This window comes from Desulfoferula mesophila (assembly GCF_037076455.1).
Classification (GTDB): Bacteria; Desulfobacterota; Desulfarculia; order Desulfarculales; family Desulfarculaceae; genus Desulfoferula; species Desulfoferula mesophila.
On the sequence record NZ_AP028679.1, the window covers coordinates 2,849,452 to 2,864,096 of the forward strand.

General features: G+C 65.3%; 17 protein-coding genes. 6 read left to right on the top strand and 11 right to left on the bottom strand.

The genetic code is table 11. The features are described 5' to 3' along the window. Positions 1-8 precede the first annotated feature (8 nt). The 5 genes from AACH32_RS12925 to AACH32_RS12945 all read left to right on the top strand — a co-directional run bounded on the left by AACH32_RS12925 (position 9) and on the right by AACH32_RS12945 (position 5,274). A complete protein-coding gene (locus AACH32_RS12925) occupies positions 9-1,853 on the top strand; it encodes a fumarate reductase flavoprotein subunit (protein ID WP_338600111.1) in 1,845 nt (614 codons plus the stop codon). A 2-nt stretch (positions 1,854-1,855) separates the two neighbouring features. Then, positions 1,856-2,620, top strand: coding sequence for a fumarate reductase iron-sulfur subunit (locus AACH32_RS12930; RefSeq protein WP_338600114.1), 765 nt, complete (start codon positions 1,856-1,858; stop codon positions 2,618-2,620). A gap of 181 nt (positions 2,621-2,801) precedes the next feature. Continuing rightward, on the top strand, positions 2,802-3,344 hold the full coding sequence (hpt, locus tag AACH32_RS12935) for a hypoxanthine phosphoribosyltransferase (RefSeq protein WP_338600117.1): 543 nt from the start codon (positions 2,802-2,804) through the stop codon (positions 3,342-3,344). A gap of 2 nt (positions 3,345-3,346) precedes the next feature. Continuing rightward, positions 3,347-4,210, top strand: coding sequence for a DUF3426 domain-containing protein (locus tag AACH32_RS12940; RefSeq protein ID WP_338600120.1), 864 nt, complete (start codon positions 3,347-3,349; stop codon positions 4,208-4,210). Between the two features lie 59 nt (positions 4,211-4,269). After that, entirely contained in the window at positions 4,270-5,274 is a 1,005-nt protein-coding gene (locus AACH32_RS12945) for a potassium channel family protein (RefSeq protein WP_338600123.1), read from the top strand. A gap of 22 nt (positions 5,275-5,296) precedes the next feature. Here AACH32_RS12945 and AACH32_RS12950 read toward each other — a convergent pair whose 3' ends face one another. From AACH32_RS12950 to AACH32_RS12970, 5 genes are read right to left on the bottom strand one after another with little or no spacing between them, the layout of a single operon-like run. After that, positions 5,297-6,160, bottom strand: a complete 864-nt coding sequence (locus AACH32_RS12950) for a DMT family transporter (protein ID WP_338600126.1) — start codon at positions 6,158-6,160, stop codon at positions 5,297-5,299. After that, positions 6,157-7,104, bottom strand: coding sequence for a carbohydrate kinase family protein (locus AACH32_RS12955; RefSeq protein ID WP_338600129.1), 948 nt, complete (start codon positions 7,102-7,104; stop codon positions 6,157-6,159). The genes AACH32_RS12950 and AACH32_RS12955 overlap by 4 nt, the downstream gene beginning before the upstream one ends. A 4-nt stretch (positions 7,105-7,108) precedes the next feature. Next, complete coding sequence (locus AACH32_RS12960; RefSeq protein WP_338600132.1) at positions 7,109-7,756, bottom strand: MBL fold metallo-hydrolase; 648 nt, start codon at positions 7,754-7,756, stop codon at positions 7,109-7,111. Positions 7,757-7,783: 27 nt separating this feature from the next. Beyond that, on the bottom strand, positions 7,784-7,978 hold the full coding sequence (locus AACH32_RS12965) for a CooT family nickel-binding protein (RefSeq protein ID WP_338600134.1): 195 nt from the start codon (positions 7,976-7,978) through the stop codon (positions 7,784-7,786). Then, positions 7,971-8,390, bottom strand: coding sequence for a DUF3842 family protein (locus AACH32_RS12970; protein ID WP_338600137.1), 420 nt, complete (start codon positions 8,388-8,390; stop codon positions 7,971-7,973). Before AACH32_RS12970 ends, AACH32_RS12965 begins: the two co-directional genes overlap by 8 nt. Positions 8,391-8,487: 97 nt before the next feature. On the opposite strand from AACH32_RS12970, the gene plsY reads away from it, so the two are divergent. Further along, a complete protein-coding gene (gene plsY, locus AACH32_RS12975; RefSeq protein WP_338600139.1) occupies positions 8,488-9,072 on the top strand; it encodes a glycerol-3-phosphate 1-O-acyltransferase PlsY in 585 nt (194 codons plus the stop codon). A gap of 5 nt (positions 9,073-9,077) precedes the next feature. On the opposite strand, the gene AACH32_RS12980 is transcribed toward plsY, so the two are convergent. From AACH32_RS12980 to yajC, 6 genes are all read right to left on the bottom strand, one after another. Continuing rightward, on the bottom strand, positions 9,078-9,578 hold the full coding sequence (locus AACH32_RS12980) for an NYN domain-containing protein (RefSeq protein WP_338600141.1): 501 nt from the start codon (positions 9,576-9,578) through the stop codon (positions 9,078-9,080). Between the two features lie 9 nt (positions 9,579-9,587). Further along, entirely contained in the window at positions 9,588-10,490 is a 903-nt protein-coding gene (locus tag AACH32_RS12985) for a ParB/RepB/Spo0J family partition protein (RefSeq protein ID WP_338600143.1), read from the bottom strand. Then, positions 10,487-11,287, bottom strand: coding sequence for a ParA family protein (locus tag AACH32_RS12990; RefSeq protein ID WP_338600145.1), 801 nt, complete (start codon positions 11,285-11,287; stop codon positions 10,487-10,489). The genes AACH32_RS12985 and AACH32_RS12990 overlap by 4 nt, the downstream gene beginning before the upstream one ends. Positions 11,288-11,339: 52 nt before the next feature. Further along, entirely contained in the window at positions 11,340-12,560 is a 1,221-nt protein-coding gene (gene secF, locus AACH32_RS12995) for a protein translocase subunit SecF (protein ID WP_338600147.1), read from the bottom strand. A gap of 12 nt (positions 12,561-12,572) precedes the next feature. Further along, positions 12,573-14,180, bottom strand: coding sequence for a protein translocase subunit SecD (gene secD, locus AACH32_RS13000; protein ID WP_338600149.1), 1,608 nt, complete (start codon positions 14,178-14,180; stop codon positions 12,573-12,575). Positions 14,181-14,253: 73 nt separating this feature from the next. After that, positions 14,254-14,637 (bottom strand): preprotein translocase subunit YajC, encoded by a 384-nt coding sequence (gene yajC, locus AACH32_RS13005; protein WP_338600151.1) that lies wholly within the window; start codon positions 14,635-14,637, stop codon positions 14,254-14,256. Positions 14,638-14,645 lie beyond the last annotated feature (8 nt).

Sequence of the window (14,645 nt, forward strand, 5' to 3'; positions counted from 1 at the left end):
ACGCCACCATGGAACACGAGACTTTCTACACTGATCTTCTGTGCGTGGGGGCCGGCCTGGCCGGCGAGCGGGTCGCCATCTCCGCCGCGGCGGCCGGGTTCGACGCCATCCTCCTCAGCCTGGTGCCCGCCCGGCGCTCCCACTCCTGCGCGGCCGAGGGCGGCATGCAGGCGGCCCTGGGCAACTGCGCCATGGGCGAGGGCGACAGCCCGGACGTGCACTTCGCCGACACGGTGAAGGGCTCCGACTGGGGCTGCGACCAGGAATGCGCCCGCATCTTCGCCGACACCGCGCCCACCGCGGTGCGCGAGGCCGCCTACTGGGGCATGCCCTGGAACCGCGTGGTGGCCGGCAAGGCCAAGTACTGGAAGGGCGGCGAGGAGTTCGAGGCCGAGGAAAAGAAGGACAAGCACGGCCTGATCACCGCCCGCGCCTTTGGCGGCACCGCCAAATGGCGCACCTGCTACACCGCCGACGGCACCGGCCACACCCTGCTCTACACCCTGGACAACAAGATCACCCAACTGGGGGTGAGCGTGCACGACCGGGTGGAGGCGGTGAGCCTGATCCACGACGGCGCCAACTGCATGGGCTGCGTGGCCCGCGACCTCAAGACCGGCAAGCTGAGGGTCTACCTGGCCAAGGCCACCCTCATCGCCACCGGCGGCTACGGGCGCCTCTACTCCGAGACCACCAACACGGTGATCAACGACGGCGGCGGCCACATCATCGCCCTGGACACCGGCCTGGTGCCCTTCGGCAACCCCGAGGCCGTGCAGTTCCACCCCACCGGCGTGGTGCCCACCAACATCCTGGTCACCGAGGGCTGCCGCGGCGACGGCGGCACCCTGCTGGACGTGGACGAGAAGCGCTTCATGGACAAGTACGAGCCCGCCAAGGCCGAGCTGGCCTCGCGGGACGTGGTCAGCCGCTGGATGATGTATCACATCGCCCAGGGCAAGGGCGTGCCCTCCCCCTACGGCGACCACCTGTGGCTGGACATCCGCCACCTGGGGGCCAAGCACATAACCACCAAGCTGCGCGAGGTCTACGACCTGTGCCGCAACTTCCTGGGGGTGGACCCCATCCACCAGCTCATCCCGGTGCGCCCGGCCCAGCACTACTCCATGGGCGGGGTGCGCACCAACAGCGACGGCGCGGCCTACGGCCTCAAGGGCCTTTTCTCCTGCGGCGAGTCCGCCTGTTGGGACATGCACGGCTTCAACCGCCTGGGCGGCAACTCCCTGGCCGAGACCATCGTGGCCGGGCGTCACGTGGGCACCAAGGTGGTTGAATTCCTTGAAGGGGCCCAGGTCACTCTTAGCTCCGCCCTGGCCGACGAAGGTCTGGCCAAGATGGACGAGCGCGTCAAGCGGCTGGTGAACCGGACCGACGGCGCGGAAAACGTCTACGCCATCAGGGACGCCATGCAAAAGGTGATGATGGACAAGGTGGGCATTTTCCGCAACGGCGACGACCTGCAGTCCGCGGTGGACACCCTGCGCGAAATCTATGCCCAGGCCCAGAAGATCGGCCTGCGCAGCAGCGGCGTGGGGGCCAACCCCGAGCTGGCCCTGGCGCTCAAGATGCCCGGCATGGTGCGCCTGGCCATCTGCGTGGCCTACGGCGCACTGATGCGCACCGAGAGCCGGGGCTGTCACGCCCGCGACGACTACAAGGCGCGCAACGACCGTGACTGGCTCAACCGCACCCTGGCCTATTGGCGCGACACCCAGGCGGACCTGCCAACGCTGGAGTACGAGCCGTCCACCCAGGTCATGTACCTGCCGCCCGGCGACCGCGGCTATGGCAAGACCGAGATTATTCCCATGGACGCCCCCAAAGAGGACTAGCCATGAGCAGGCAACTGACATTCCATATATTCCGTTTCAACCCCGAGGATCCCAAATCGGAGCCTCATACCGATACCTTCGTGCTGGAGGAGACCCCCAGCCTGACCCTGTTCATCGCCCTCAACAAGATCCGCGAGGAACAGGACCCGTCGTTGATGTTTGACTTCGCCTGCCGCATGGCCATCTGCGGCTCCTGCGGCATGGTCATCAACGGCCGTCCCGGCCTGGCCTGCAAGACCCTGACCACCGAATTGCCACAGGAAATCACCTTGATGCCCCTGCCGGTATTCAAGCTGGTGGGCGATCTGTCGGTGGACACCGGCACCTGGTTCCGCCAGACCAACACCAAGATCGAGTCCTGGATTCACACGGACCAGGAGTTCGATGCCGAGGCCGTCGAAGAGCGCATGGAAAACGACCTGGCCAACGCCATCTTCGAGCTGGAGCGCTGCATCGAGTGCGGCTGCTGCGTGGCTTCCTGCGGCACGGCCAACATGCGCCCGGACTTCGTGGGGGCCTTCGCCCTCAACCGCATCGGACGCTTCATCATGGACCCCAGGGATAAGCGTAGTAATCCCGACTACTTCGAGGTGGTGGGCACCGATCAGGGCATCTTCGGCTGCATGGGCCTGCTGGCCTGCGAAGACGTCTGCCCCCGCGAGATCCCCTTGCAGGATCAGTTGGGCATCCTCAGGCGCAAAATGGCCTTCCAAGGGCTCAAGAACATCTTCAAGCCCAAGGAGAAAGGCCATCACCGGCGCTTCTAGCGCCCTTGGCCGACTTTGTGGCGGGCCGCCCCTCAGGGCGGCCCGTTTCTTTGCGGCAGACCGCCGGGGGGAGTTTGTGTTTGACACTTCCCCGGGCTCTGGTCTAGCATAAACTGAGATTAATTATTGAAATTGGGCGGTTGGAGCACCAGGCCAATCCGCGGCTTCACGGGAGCTTCTTTTGAGCGACAACTCGCAAATCAAGGTCGTTTTTTCACCAGAGGAGATCCAGCGCCGGGTGCGGGAGTTGGCCGAGCAGATCACCAGCGACTTCGCCGGGCAGGAGCCTATCATGCTGGGGGTGCTCAAGGGGTGCTTCATCTTTTTAAGCGACCTGGTGCGCCAGGTGGATCTGCCTCTTGAAATCGACTTCGTGCGCCTGGCCTCCTACGGCAGCTCCGACACCTCCAGCGGCCGGGTGCAGCTGGTCAAGGCCCCTGAAATCTCCATCAAGGGCCGCCCGGTTTTGGTGGTGGAAGACATCATCGACACCGGCAACACCCTCAAGTGGCTGGTGGAATACCTTGAGGGCATGCAGCCCAGCTCCGTCAATCTGTGCGTGCTGGTGGACAAGGCTGAGCGCCGCGAGGTGGAGGTGGAGGTGGACTACGTGGGCTTCAAGGTGCCCGACGGCTTTCTTGTGGGCTACGGCCTTGATTTTGACGAGCGGTTTCGTTTTCTGCCGGGGATTTACGAACTCAACCCGCAAAGAGGCGGCGCGTAGCCATGAAGGTACAATGTCAAGGCTGCGGCACCGCTTTTCGCCTGGACGAAGCCCTGGTTCCTGCGGAGGGCGCCTGGGTGAAATGCTCGCAATGCGGCGAGGTCTTCCAGATCCACCCCGAACCAAAGCACGCGGGGCATTGGGAAAGCGGCGAGGACGGCGTCCTGGACTTGAGCGACCGGCCGCGTCCCGAGGATGAGTCGCTGCGCGAACGGGCGGATTTCGGCCTGCGGCAGCAACGTCTCGTCGCCGAGCGGCCACCCAGGGGCCTTTTGTTCAAGCTGGTTTTCTGGCTCATCGGGCTGCTCCTGCTGGTGGCCCTGACCGCCCTGGGCGCCGTGGTGGTGATGTCGCGCCTGGGGGTGGGCCACGAGGTGGTGGAGCGCGCCGCCCGTCTGCCTGGTCTGGCCCCCTTGCTGGGCCGCCCCGCCGGGGCGGGAGCGCCCAAGGTGCCCCCCGGGGCGGAGGCCTTCAGCCTGACCGAGGTGAAGAGCTTCAGCCGGATCAACGACGCCTCGGGCCGCATTTTCGTTATCCTAGGCAAGGTGGTCAACCACAACCCAGGCCCCCGTTCCCTGGTGTTGGTGCAGGGCACGTTGCGCGACGCCACGGGCAAGGTCGTGGGCCAGGCCACCTCCTACGCGGGCGGCGTCTTCAACCCCGATCAACTGCGCGACCTGGGCCTGGAAACCATAAAACAGCGCTTGTCCAGCCCCGAGGGCCTGGACGGCAAGCCTTATGTGGTGGCGGCGGGCCAAGCGCTGCCCTTTATGATCGTGTTGAGCGACCTGCCCGACCAGCCATTGGAGTACACCGCGGCAGTGATCGGTTCGGACCCGGTAAAGGAAAGGCCGGTGCGGCCCTGAACCCGCGCGCACAGCGCAAGTCCTTTTGGGCGGGGCCGGGGCAACCGGCTTACATGAACATGATTCAACGCGTAATTTGGGGCGTGGTTTGCAGCCTGGGCGTGGTGCTCATGGGCACCTTCGGCTACCGTTTGATCGAGGACTACACCTGGCTGGAAGCCCTTTACATGACCATCATCACCGTTACCACGGTGGGCTTCGGCGAGGTGCGCCCCCTCAGCAGCGCCGGCCGCATCTTCACCATGGTGTTGATGCTCATGGGCGTGGGCACCATCCTGTACCTGCTCACCACCCTCACCCAGTTGGTGGTGGAGGGCAAGCTCCGGGAAATAATGGGGAGAAGAAGCTTGGAACGCGCCATACGCTCCTTGAAGGACCATTACATAGTCTGCGGCTACGGCCGCATCGGGGCCCTGGTGGCGGAGATGATACGCGAGGCGGGCCGCGAGGTGGTGGTCATCGACAACAGCGAGGAAGTGACCCGCCGCCTGGAAAACGACGGCATCCACTACGTGTTGGGTTCGGCCACCGAGGATGAGAGCCTCCTGGCCGCGGGGGTGGAGCGGGCCCAGGGACTCATCGCCACCGTAAGCTCCGACGCGGACAACGTGTACATCGTGCTCACCGCCAAGGACATGCGCCCGGACATCTTCACCATCGCCCGGGCCACCGAGCCGGGCAGCGAGCGCAAGCTCAAGCACGCCGGGGCCGACAAGGTGGTGAGCCCTTACTTCATCGGCGCCCGGCGCATCGCCCAGACGGTGATCCGCCCTTCGGTAGCCGACTTCATCGATCTCACCTTTCACAGCACCACCGATCAGCCCCTGCGCATGGAGGAGTTGACCGTGGGCGCCCAAGCCCAGTTGGCCGGAGTGAGCCTCAAGGATTCCGGCATACGCCAAACCCTGGACCTCATCGTGCTGGCCGTGAAGAAATCAGACGGCAACATGCACTTCAACCCGCCGGCGGACACGGTGGTGGAGGTGGGCGACACCCTCATCGCCATGGGGCCGGGCTCTTCCATGAGCAAACTGGCCAAGATCTTGGACGGAAGGCAGGTCTAGCCTGGGCTCGGGGCCGCGGCCCTCAACCCATAAGCAATATCACCACCGCCCCGGCCACCATCAGGCCGCTGGCCATGAAGTGTTGGGCCAGGCGCTCCTCCTTGAGAAACACCCCGCCGTAAAGCACGGCCATGATGATGCCCAGGCGCTTGATCGCCACCATGTAGGCGGCCGGGGCCAGGGACAACGCCCAGAAGTGGCACACCAGCATGGCCGTCATGCACGCCCCCACCCCCAGCGCGGCCCCGGGCCGACGCAACCAATCCCAGCCCAACTGGCGCCGCGCGGCCAGAACCGACACTATCACCGCCGACATTCCCAGGGGATAGGCCGAAGCCATGAACCAGGGGCTGGAGGCGGCCAGGGCCACCTTGCCCAAAGAAATGGTGTAGGCGTACAGGGCGCTGGCGGCCAGGGCCAACAGGGAGCCCCTCTCCCTGGTCATGGCCAGAAAAGGCGCGGCCCAGCCCCTGCGGACTTGGTGCAGGTTGAGGGCATAGGCCCCGGCCACCACCAGAAGCACCCCGCCCACTCCCGCGGCGTTGGGCACTTCTCCCAGAAACAGCCAGGCCGTGCCTATGACCAACAGCGGCGTAAAAGCCAAAAAAGGCATGGTCAGGCCCAGGGGAGACACCTGGATGGCCTTCAGATAGCAGAACAGGGCCAACACCTCGGCGGGCAGGGCCATGGACACGGCCCAAAAAAAGGCCGGCTCTACGGGGGGCATCGGAGTCAGGGCCAGCAATACCAGACACACCGGGACCAGGCCGGTCAGGCGCACCAGGATCATCTGTCCCAGCGGCAGGTCGCTGAAATGACGCTTGGTGAGATAATCGGCCGTGGCCATGCAAAATGCCGAGGCCAGAGCCAGCCAGAACCAGCTCACGCGCTTCGTTCTCGCAGAAAGGACTCCAGGCCGGGCCGGTCGGGCAAAGCGGTGCGCCCGCCCAGGGCGGTGACGCTGATGGCGGCCAGGGCGCAGGCCGTGGCCAGGGCCTCGCGCGGCCCCTGGCCCAGCAAGACGGCGTGGGCCAGGCCCGCGTGAAACACGTCGCCCGCCCCGGTGGTGTCCACCGCCTCCACCGCGAAGCCGGGATGGCTCGCCAGCTCTCCCTCGGCCAGCATCTGGGCACCCCCCTCCCCCCGGGTGCGCCCGGCCCAAAGCGGGCCCATGGCCGCCAGAGCCTCCAAGGCCTCGCGGGGGTCGTCCTTGCCGGTCAGGCGCTGGGCAAAGTCGTGCTGGCCCACCACCACGTGGCACAGGCTCACCAACTCGGCGGTGCCGGGCTCGATGCGCTCGGCGTCCAGGGTGAGCACCGCTCCAGCGGCGCGGGCGATGCGGGCGGCCTCCAGGCTGGCCGCCATGAAATGGCCGTCCAGGTGCAGCAGGCGGCAGGAGGCCAGGCGCTCCCGGTCCAGGTCGCCCGGCTCCAGGCGACAGGCCTCGTCCCTGGTCCAGACGATGGTGCGCTCGCCTCCCTGCTCCTCCACCAAAATGAAGGCCTCCTGGCTGCCCAGGCCGAGCTTGACCACCAGTGAGCCGGTATCCACCCCGAAGCCGGCCAGGCGCGGCCCGGCCAGTCCGCCGGCCTCGTCGTCGCCCACCACCCCGGCGTAGCTCACCCTATGGCCCAGGCGAGCCAGGGCGCAGGCGGCGGTGGCCGCCTGGCCTCCGCCGGAGTTGACCATGCGGCGCATGCGAATCTTGCTCCCCCGCCGGGGATAGCGGGGGATGAGGCAGAGATGGTCCGAGGCGTTGAGCCCCAGGCAAACGGCGTCCCAGGGACGCTGCCCGGCCGCGGGCAAACGAAGGGGCCCGCCGCCGGGCAAGTGGTTAGCCTTCCTTGGGCAGGATGCGCACCGGCACCAGGCCTTCCAGGGAGTTGGCAAAACGCTCGGCGTCGCTCAACTCGCCCACGATGGCCCCGTAGTGCATGGGGATGGCCAGCTTGGGCCCGATGGCCTGGGCCGCCGCCACCGCCTCCTCGGCGGTCATCACGTAGGTGCCGCTGACCGGCAGCAGGGCCACGTCCACGTGCAGCTGATCCATCTCCGGGATGTAGTCGGTATCCCCGGCGTGATAGATGCTCACCCCGTCCACGGTGAGGATGAACCCCAGCCAGTTGTTGGCCCGGGGGTGGAAGTCCTTGTTGAGGTTGTAGGCGGGCACCGTCTGCACGGTAAGGTCGCCCAAGGTCACCTTCTGGCCGGGCTCCAGGGCTTTCACCTTGCCGCTCAGCTTGCCCGCGCTGTCGGACTCGGTGAGGATCACCGTATCCTCGCCCTGAATCTTGGCCACGTCCTCGGGCACGCAGTGGTCGAAATGATCGTGGCTGATCAGGATCAAGGCGGCCTGGGGTCCCGCGGTTATCTCATAAGGGTCAAAGTAGATGGCGCCCTGGGGCCGGTCCAGGCGAAAGGTGTCATGTCCCAGCCAATGCAGGTTGCTCACCACCTTGTCGATGGCAGCTTGGTCGGCCATGGTTCCTCCCTTGTCTCGTCGGATGGCTTACGCTTCGGCCAGCACCACGCGATGGTTGACCAGGGACATGGACTTGATGCGCCCGGCCAGGGTCTTTTGCTCGCCGTATATGGAAACCAGCCGAATGGTTCCGTCTTCTTGAGGCTCGATTAGATCCACGTCGGCCAGATAAAGCTCTTCCTGGCCCTTTTGATTGAGCAGATAAGCTGTGGCTTCACACATGGGAAATCATCTCCTTAAGTCTGACCTGCACGATATGGTCCACTTGGTGGGGTAGGGGCTCGCGGTTGACGCTGGCCACTTCCACGTTTTCCTGGGTAAGGGGCAGGAGGAACTTGCGGGCGCGGCAGGAGGCCACCGCGGCGGCCACGGCCGGGGTTATCTCGCCCATCATGGAGTTGGCCAACACGATGCCGATGGGCCCGATAACCACGTCGGCGTCCTTGATGGTGACCAGGATGGCGTTTTCGCCGGTGGCTCCCCGGTTGGCCCCGGCCTTCATCATCTGGGCGGTGGCGATGGCGTTGCTGCCCAGGGCCAGCACTTCCACCGTCTCGCCATATTCATCCTTGAGGCGGCGAATGATGACGCTGCCGATGCCTCCGCCCTGGCCGTCTATTACACAGATGCGCACGCTTGCCTCCTTATTTAAAAGAGAATACACTGATGCCCTATAGCTGACAAGCCCGAGCTCGGGCTCAAGCAAGCCGGAAATGGAGAGTATTGGTCGCATGATCCTAGTGGGCCTGGCCTTGATAGTCGGAGGCTATCTTTTAGGCGCCGTACCCTTTGGGCTCCTGATAAGCCGCGCCTTGGGCGGACCTGATCCCCGCCAAGGAGGCTCGGGCAACATCGGAGCCACCAACGTGTCCCGTCAGGCGGGCAAGGCCGCCGGGGCGCTCACGCTTTTGCTGGATATCGGCAAGGGCTTGGGCCCGGCCCTGCTGGCCGACTACTGGCTCACCCCCTGGTGGGCCGGCGCGGTGGGTCTGGCCGCCTTTGTGGGCCACTGCTGGCCGGTGTATCTGCGCTTCCGGGGCGGCAAGGGCGTGGCCACCTTTTTGGGCGTCCTGTTCGGCCTGGCCCCCTGGGCCGGACTGGCCACCGGCCTGGTGGTCATCCTCCTGGCCTTTGTAAGCAAGCACATGTCCCTGGGGTCCATGGTGGGCTGCACCAGCTCGGTGGGCTGGCTGTGGGTCGCCGGGGCGCCGGTCGCCTTCATGGTCATGGCTTCGCTGATGAGCCTGATCGTCGTGTACAAACACCGGGAAAATATCGGCCGCCTCAAGGCGGGCCAGGAGCACGGCTGGCGCTGAGACGGCTATAGGCGTCCCTTGCGACGGACCTTCTTGCGCTGGGCCTTGGGCAGGCGCTTGGCGGGCCCTCTCTTTTTGGTGGTGAAGTCCCAACCATCTTCCCCGCCCTCTCCGGTGGGGGGTAGGCCCAAGGCCACCTCCAACAGACGACCGCCGAACTCCTCGGAAGAGATGACCACCGCGCCGTGCGCCCGGCAGCGCCCGGCCAGCTCACGATCGCTGGTCACCACGGTGATGCCGTTGCCCTCCTTGGCGGCCAGGGCGGCGATCACGTCGTCGGCCGAGCGCTCGGCCCCGGAAAAGCTCACCGGCGTGCCGGCCAGGCGATCCTTGGCGCCGCCCGGCTCTATCCCGCCATCGAACACCACCTTGACCTTGTGGGGACGTTTCTTGCGGTACAGGCGCAGGGCCTCCATGAGGGCCTCGCGGCCCTGGCCATTTTCCGAGGCAAAGGCCAGCTCGGGCACGGTGTGGATGAGGTTGTATCCGTCGATTACCAGGCGCATGGAAAGAAGCTAGCCGTTGAAGAGCTCCAGCAGTCGCTCCAACTCCTTGTTGGAAGAAAAGCGGATGGTGATGGCCCCCTTTTTGCCCTTGCGCTTAATCTCCACCGGAGCGCCCAGGCGATAGCGCAGATCTTCGGCCAGGCTGGCCAGGTGCACCTCTTCCCGGGTGGGGGCCTTGGGCGGGGCCGGGGCGCTGGATAGCTTTTTGACCAGGGCCTCGGCGGCGCGCACCGAAAGCCCCTTGGCCACGATCTCGTCCCGGGCGGCGCGCATGGCCGCCTCGTTGCCCAGCGACAGGAGAGCCCGGGCGTGGCCGGCGGTCAGCAGCCTGGCGGCCAGATCCCTTTGCAGCTCGTCGGGCAGCTTGAGCAGGCGCAGGCTGTTGGCCACGGTGGATCGGTCGCGCCCCACCCCCTTGGCGATATCCTCCTGGTTGAGCTGAAACTCCTCGCCCAGGCGGCGGTAGGCCTGGGCCTCTTCCAGGGGATTGAGATCCTCGCGCTGCAGGTTCTCCAAAAGGGCCAAGAGCAGGGCCTGCTGATCGGTGGCCTGGCGCACCACCACCGGCACGGAGGTGAGGCCGGCCATCTGGCTGGCCCTGAGGCGCCGCTCGCCGGCGATAAGCTGATAGCCCTGATCCACCGGCCGCACCACCAGGGGCTGCAACACCCCGTGCTCGGCAATGGACTCGGCCAGGGCCTTGATGGCGTCACCGTCGAAAATGCGGCGCGGTTGGTAGGGGTTGGGTTCCAGGCGTTCGATGGGCAGGGCCACCACCCTCTCGCCGGGTCCGGGTTCGGTGGCCAGGCCCCCGCCGGGGTAGTCGTCATCACCCAAAAGGGCGGCCAGGCCTCTTCCCAGGGCGGGCGCCTTGCGGCGCGGAGGCTTCTTTTTTTCCTTGCGCTCGCTCATGCCGCCCGGCCCTCCTGGGGCGCCCCCGAATTACCCCGGGGGCCTTGTATTACTTCCTGGGCCAGGGCCTGATAGCTCTGGGCTCCGGCGCAGCGAGAATCATAGAGGATCACCGGCAGGCCGTGACTGGGGGCCTCGGAAAGGCGCACGTTGCGCGGCACCACCGTGTCGTAGACCATGCCCTTGAAATGACCCCGCACGTCCTCGGCCACCTGATGGGAAAGATTGTTGCGCTGGTCGAACATGGTCAGCAGAATGCCTTCCATCCGTAGCCCGGGATTCAGGGTGCGGCGCACCCTGGCGATGGTGTGCAACAGCTGGGTGAGCCCCTCCAGGGCGTAGTATTCGGTCTGCAAGGGCACCAACACTCCGTCGCAGGCCGTGAGGGCATTGAGGGTCAGCAGGCCCAGGGAGGGGGGGCAATCCAGTAGGATGTAGCCGTAGTCATCCTTCAGGGGAGACAGGACCTCGGCCAGCAGGCGTTCGCGCCCCGCCGACCCAGCCAGCTCCACCTCGGCTCCAAAGAGGTTCACGTCCGAGCCCAACAGGTGGAGATGCTCAACCTCGGTGGCCCGAACCGCGTCCCGGGCCGCTACCTGGTCGATCAGGACGTGGTACAGGGTGGGGTCACCGGGCTCCAAATCGACCCCCAGGCCGCTGGTGGCGTTGCCCTGGGGGTCGCAGTCAACCAGGAGGGTGATTTGCCCGGCGCTGGCCAGGCAGGCGGCCAGGTTGACCGCCGTGGTGGTCTTGCCCACCCCACCCTTCTGATTGGCTATGGTTATGATTCGGCCCATGCCCTACAACTTAGCCGGGCCAGGCCGGCTCAAGCAAGCCCCAAAGGGCCGGTTAATGCCGTTTGCCCTTTTTCCCACTCTTTTTCTTGGCCTTTTTTTGCCGGGCGGCGCCGGCCGCCTTGCCTGGGCTGACCTGGGCCGGGGCGGCCACGGCCTCCACGGGCTCTGGACGGGCCACCGCGGCCTTGGCCGGGGCGGAACTCCGCATGCTCATGGGCTTGCCTTCCGGCAAAAGCAACAGCACCGGGCTGGCCACGAAGATGGAGGAATAGGTTCCCACCACCACGCCCACCAACAGGGCCAGGGCGAAGTCTTCGATGACCCCGCCGCCCAGGACGAACAGGCACAGCAACACCAGCAAGGTGGTGCCCGAGGTCAAAATGGTGCGGCTCAAGGTCTGGTTGATGGACTCGTTGATGGTCTGGCCCAGGGGCTGCTTGCCGGCCGTCTTGAGGTTCTCGCGGATACGGTCGTAGACGATGATGGTGTCGTTGAGCGAGTAACCGATGATGGTCAGCAAGGCGGCCACCGTGGCCAGGGTGAACTCCTTGTCCAGCAAGCTGAACACGCCCACGGTGATGACCACGTCGTGAATCAGGGCCACGATGGCCCCCAGGGCGTAGCGCAGCTTGAGCAGCCAGCATGCGCCCACCGTCACCACCAAGGCGGTGAGGATGAGCAGCACCATGGCCATGCCCTCTTCTCCGCCCATGGCGGCGATGAGGGCCTGCACCAAAAGGGTGGCCCCCACCAGCACCCCGGCCATCACCGCGGCCAATCCCCATTTCTGCTCAAAGCGTCCGGAGATGTAAACCGCGATCATGACGATGGCGTAGAAGATGGCCAAAAGCGCCTTTTCCCGCAGATCCTGGCCCACCTTGGGGCCCACCATCTCCACCCGGCGCACTTCCACCTTTCCCTTGCCGTAGCTTTCGGCCAGGGTTTGGCGGACCCGGTCGCTCAGGCCTTGCAGCTTGAGCCCGGCGCGCTCATTGCGGATGAGGAACTCGTTGTTCTTCTTGTCGCCAAAGCCCTGCACCAAGGATTGGTCCATGCCCAGGGGGGCCAGGGCCTTTTTAATGGCCGAGGCATCGGTGGGTTCGCTGAAGCGCACCTGCACCAAAATACCGCCGGCGAAGTCGATGCCGTAGTTGGGGCCGCCGTGGGCGAACAGGGTCACCACGGTCATCAAGATCAGCAGGCCGCTGAGGATGAAGGCCTTGCCGCGGCTGCCAACAAAATTGATGTTTACGTTCGGCTTTATAAATTCCATGGATGCTCCACCCTAGATCAGAAGCTTCCGGGGCCTGAACTGGTGCAGGTAAAGGTCAAACAGCAACCTGGTGAAGGTGATGGCCGTAAATAGCGACGAGGCGATACCAATGGACAGGGTCACCGCGAATCCCCGGATGGGGCCGGTGCCGAATTGGAACAACACCAGGGCCGCGATCAGGGTGGTGATGTTGGCGTCCAAAATGGTAAGGGTCGCCTTGCCGTAACCGGCCTCCACCGCCGCGAAAGGCGTTTTGCCCATCCTGACCTCTTCACGCACCCTCTCGAAGATCAGCACGTTGGCGTCCACCGCCATGCCGATGGTCAAGATGATGCCCGCGATGCCCGGCAGGGTCAGGGTCGCCTGGAAGGCGGCCAGGGCCCCGGTGATAAGCACCAGGTTCAGCAACAGGGCCAGGTCGGCGAATGCGCCCGCCAGGCGGTAGTAGAGCAGAATGAAGCCAACCACCAGGAGCAGGCCCACCACCATGGACAAGATGCCCTGGTCGATGGAGTCCTGGCCCAGGCTGGGGCCCACGGTGCGCTCTTCCAAAATCTTCACCGGAGCGGGCAGCGCGCCCGAGCGCAGCACCACGGCCAGGTCCCTGGCCTCTTCCATGGTGAAGTCGCCGGAGATGCGGGCCTCGCCGCCGGTGATGGGTTCTTGGATCACCGGAGCCGACTGCACCTTGCCGTCCAGGATGATGGCCAGGCGCTTCTTCACGTTGCGGGTGGTTATGTCGGCGAACTGGCGCGCGCCGGCGCTGTCGAAGGCCACCGAAACGTAGGGCTGGTTGTACTGGGAGTCCATCTGCACGCGAGCGTCGGTGATGGTGGCCCCGGTCATGGCCACCCGGCGGTGCACCACGATGGGCTCCTTGTCCACCCGGCCGCTGGCGTGGTCGCGCCGGTACATGGTCAGTATCTCGTCGCCCGGGGGCAAGGTGGCCTTGGTCGCCGTGGCGGCATTCACCGAGTCGTCAACCAGCTTGAACTCCAACTGGGCCGTCTTGCCGATGAGGGCCACCGCCCGCTGGGGGTCTTTCACGCCGGGGAGTTGGATCAGGATGCGACCCTCGGACTGGGGCATGATCTCCGGCTCGCTCACCCCGAACTGGTCCACCCGGTTGCGGATGGTCTCCAGCGCCTGGGTGGAGGCCTGGTCGGCGATGTGCTTGGCCGCCTTGGCGGTCAGCTGCAAGACCACCTTGATCTTGCCGTCCTCCAAGGTGCGGCTGGAGGCCACGGAGAAGTCGGGGTATTCCCGCTTCACCAGGTCTTCCAGCTTGGCCCGGTCGCTGTTGTGCAAAAGCACCAGGCTGATGGTGTTGTCCGCTCCGGTCTGGGGGCTGATGGCGCGGATGTTTTCCTCGCGCATCTTGCGCTGCAGCTCTTGGCTGGTGCGCTCCACGGAGGCGGAAACCGCTTTTTGAGTCTCCACCTCCAGGATGAGATGCATGCCGCCCTGCAGGTCCAGACCCAGCCGGATCTTGTCGCTGGGCAGGGTGTTGGTCCACCAGGCGGGCAGCTTGCCGCCTCCTATGGTGGGCACCAGGTAGAGCAGGGCCAAAATGACGACCACAGCCACCAAGGTGGACTTCAAAAAGAAGTTCTTAGGCAAAATGAACTCCTAACGCAGCAGTTGGCCATCCCGCCCCGATGGGGGGATGGTGCACTTGGATTCCAGCTAGCGGCTACTTTTTGGCCGGCGGGGCGGGGGGCGTTCCCTCGGCGCCGACCACGCCGGCTACGTGTCCCCGGCTGACCTTGATGCGAACCTGGGGAGCGATCTCCAGGGTCAGGGTCTGCTCGTCCATACCGGTCACGCGGCCGAAGATGCCGCCGTTGGTCAGAATCTTGTCGCCTTTTTTGATGTTGCCCAGCATGGCCTTGTGGGCTTTGGCCTTTTTCTGTTGGGGCCTGATGAGCAGGAAGTAGAAAATCACGAACATCAGGACGAGCATGGGGATGGGGCCGGAGAGAAGTCCGCCCAGGCCGCCCGCGCTTTCTCCACCGGTGGCGCTCTTTTGCCCAGCGCCCATGGCCCAGGCGGTGCCCGTGGTCAACAAGTCAAACATTTAGTATC

Coding starts and splice junctions, on each gene's coding strand:
- plsY (WP_338600139.1), top strand. CDS start 8,488: ATGATCCTAGTGGGCCTGGCCTTGATAGTCGGAGGCTATCTTTTAGGC.
- AACH32_RS12965 (WP_338600134.1), bottom strand. CDS start 7,978: ATGTGTGAAGCCACAGCTTATCTGCTCAATCAAAAGGGCCAGGAAGAG.
- secF (WP_338600147.1), bottom strand. CDS start 12,560: ATGGAATTTATAAAGCCGAACGTAAACATCAATTTTGTTGGCAGCCGC.
- AACH32_RS12945 (WP_338600123.1), top strand. CDS start 4,270: ATGATTCAACGCGTAATTTGGGGCGTGGTTTGCAGCCTGGGCGTGGTG.
- AACH32_RS12990 (WP_338600145.1), bottom strand. CDS start 11,287: ATGGGCCGAATCATAACCATAGCCAATCAGAAGGGTGGGGTGGGCAAG.
- AACH32_RS12985 (WP_338600143.1), bottom strand. CDS start 10,490: ATGAGCGAGCGCAAGGAAAAAAAGAAGCCTCCGCGCCGCAAGGCGCCC.
- AACH32_RS12930 (WP_338600114.1), top strand. CDS start 1,856: ATGAGCAGGCAACTGACATTCCATATATTCCGTTTCAACCCCGAGGAT.
- AACH32_RS12925 (WP_338600111.1), top strand. CDS start 9: ATGGAACACGAGACTTTCTACACTGATCTTCTGTGCGTGGGGGCCGGC.
- AACH32_RS12940 (WP_338600120.1), top strand. CDS start 3,347: ATGAAGGTACAATGTCAAGGCTGCGGCACCGCTTTTCGCCTGGACGAA.
- AACH32_RS12960 (WP_338600132.1), bottom strand. CDS start 7,756: ATGGCCGACCAAGCTGCCATCGACAAGGTGGTGAGCAACCTGCATTGG.
- AACH32_RS12980 (WP_338600141.1), bottom strand. CDS start 9,578: ATGCGCCTGGTAATCGACGGATACAACCTCATCCACACCGTGCCCGAG.
- yajC (WP_338600151.1), bottom strand. CDS start 14,637: ATGTTTGACTTGTTGACCACGGGCACCGCCTGGGCCATGGGCGCTGGG.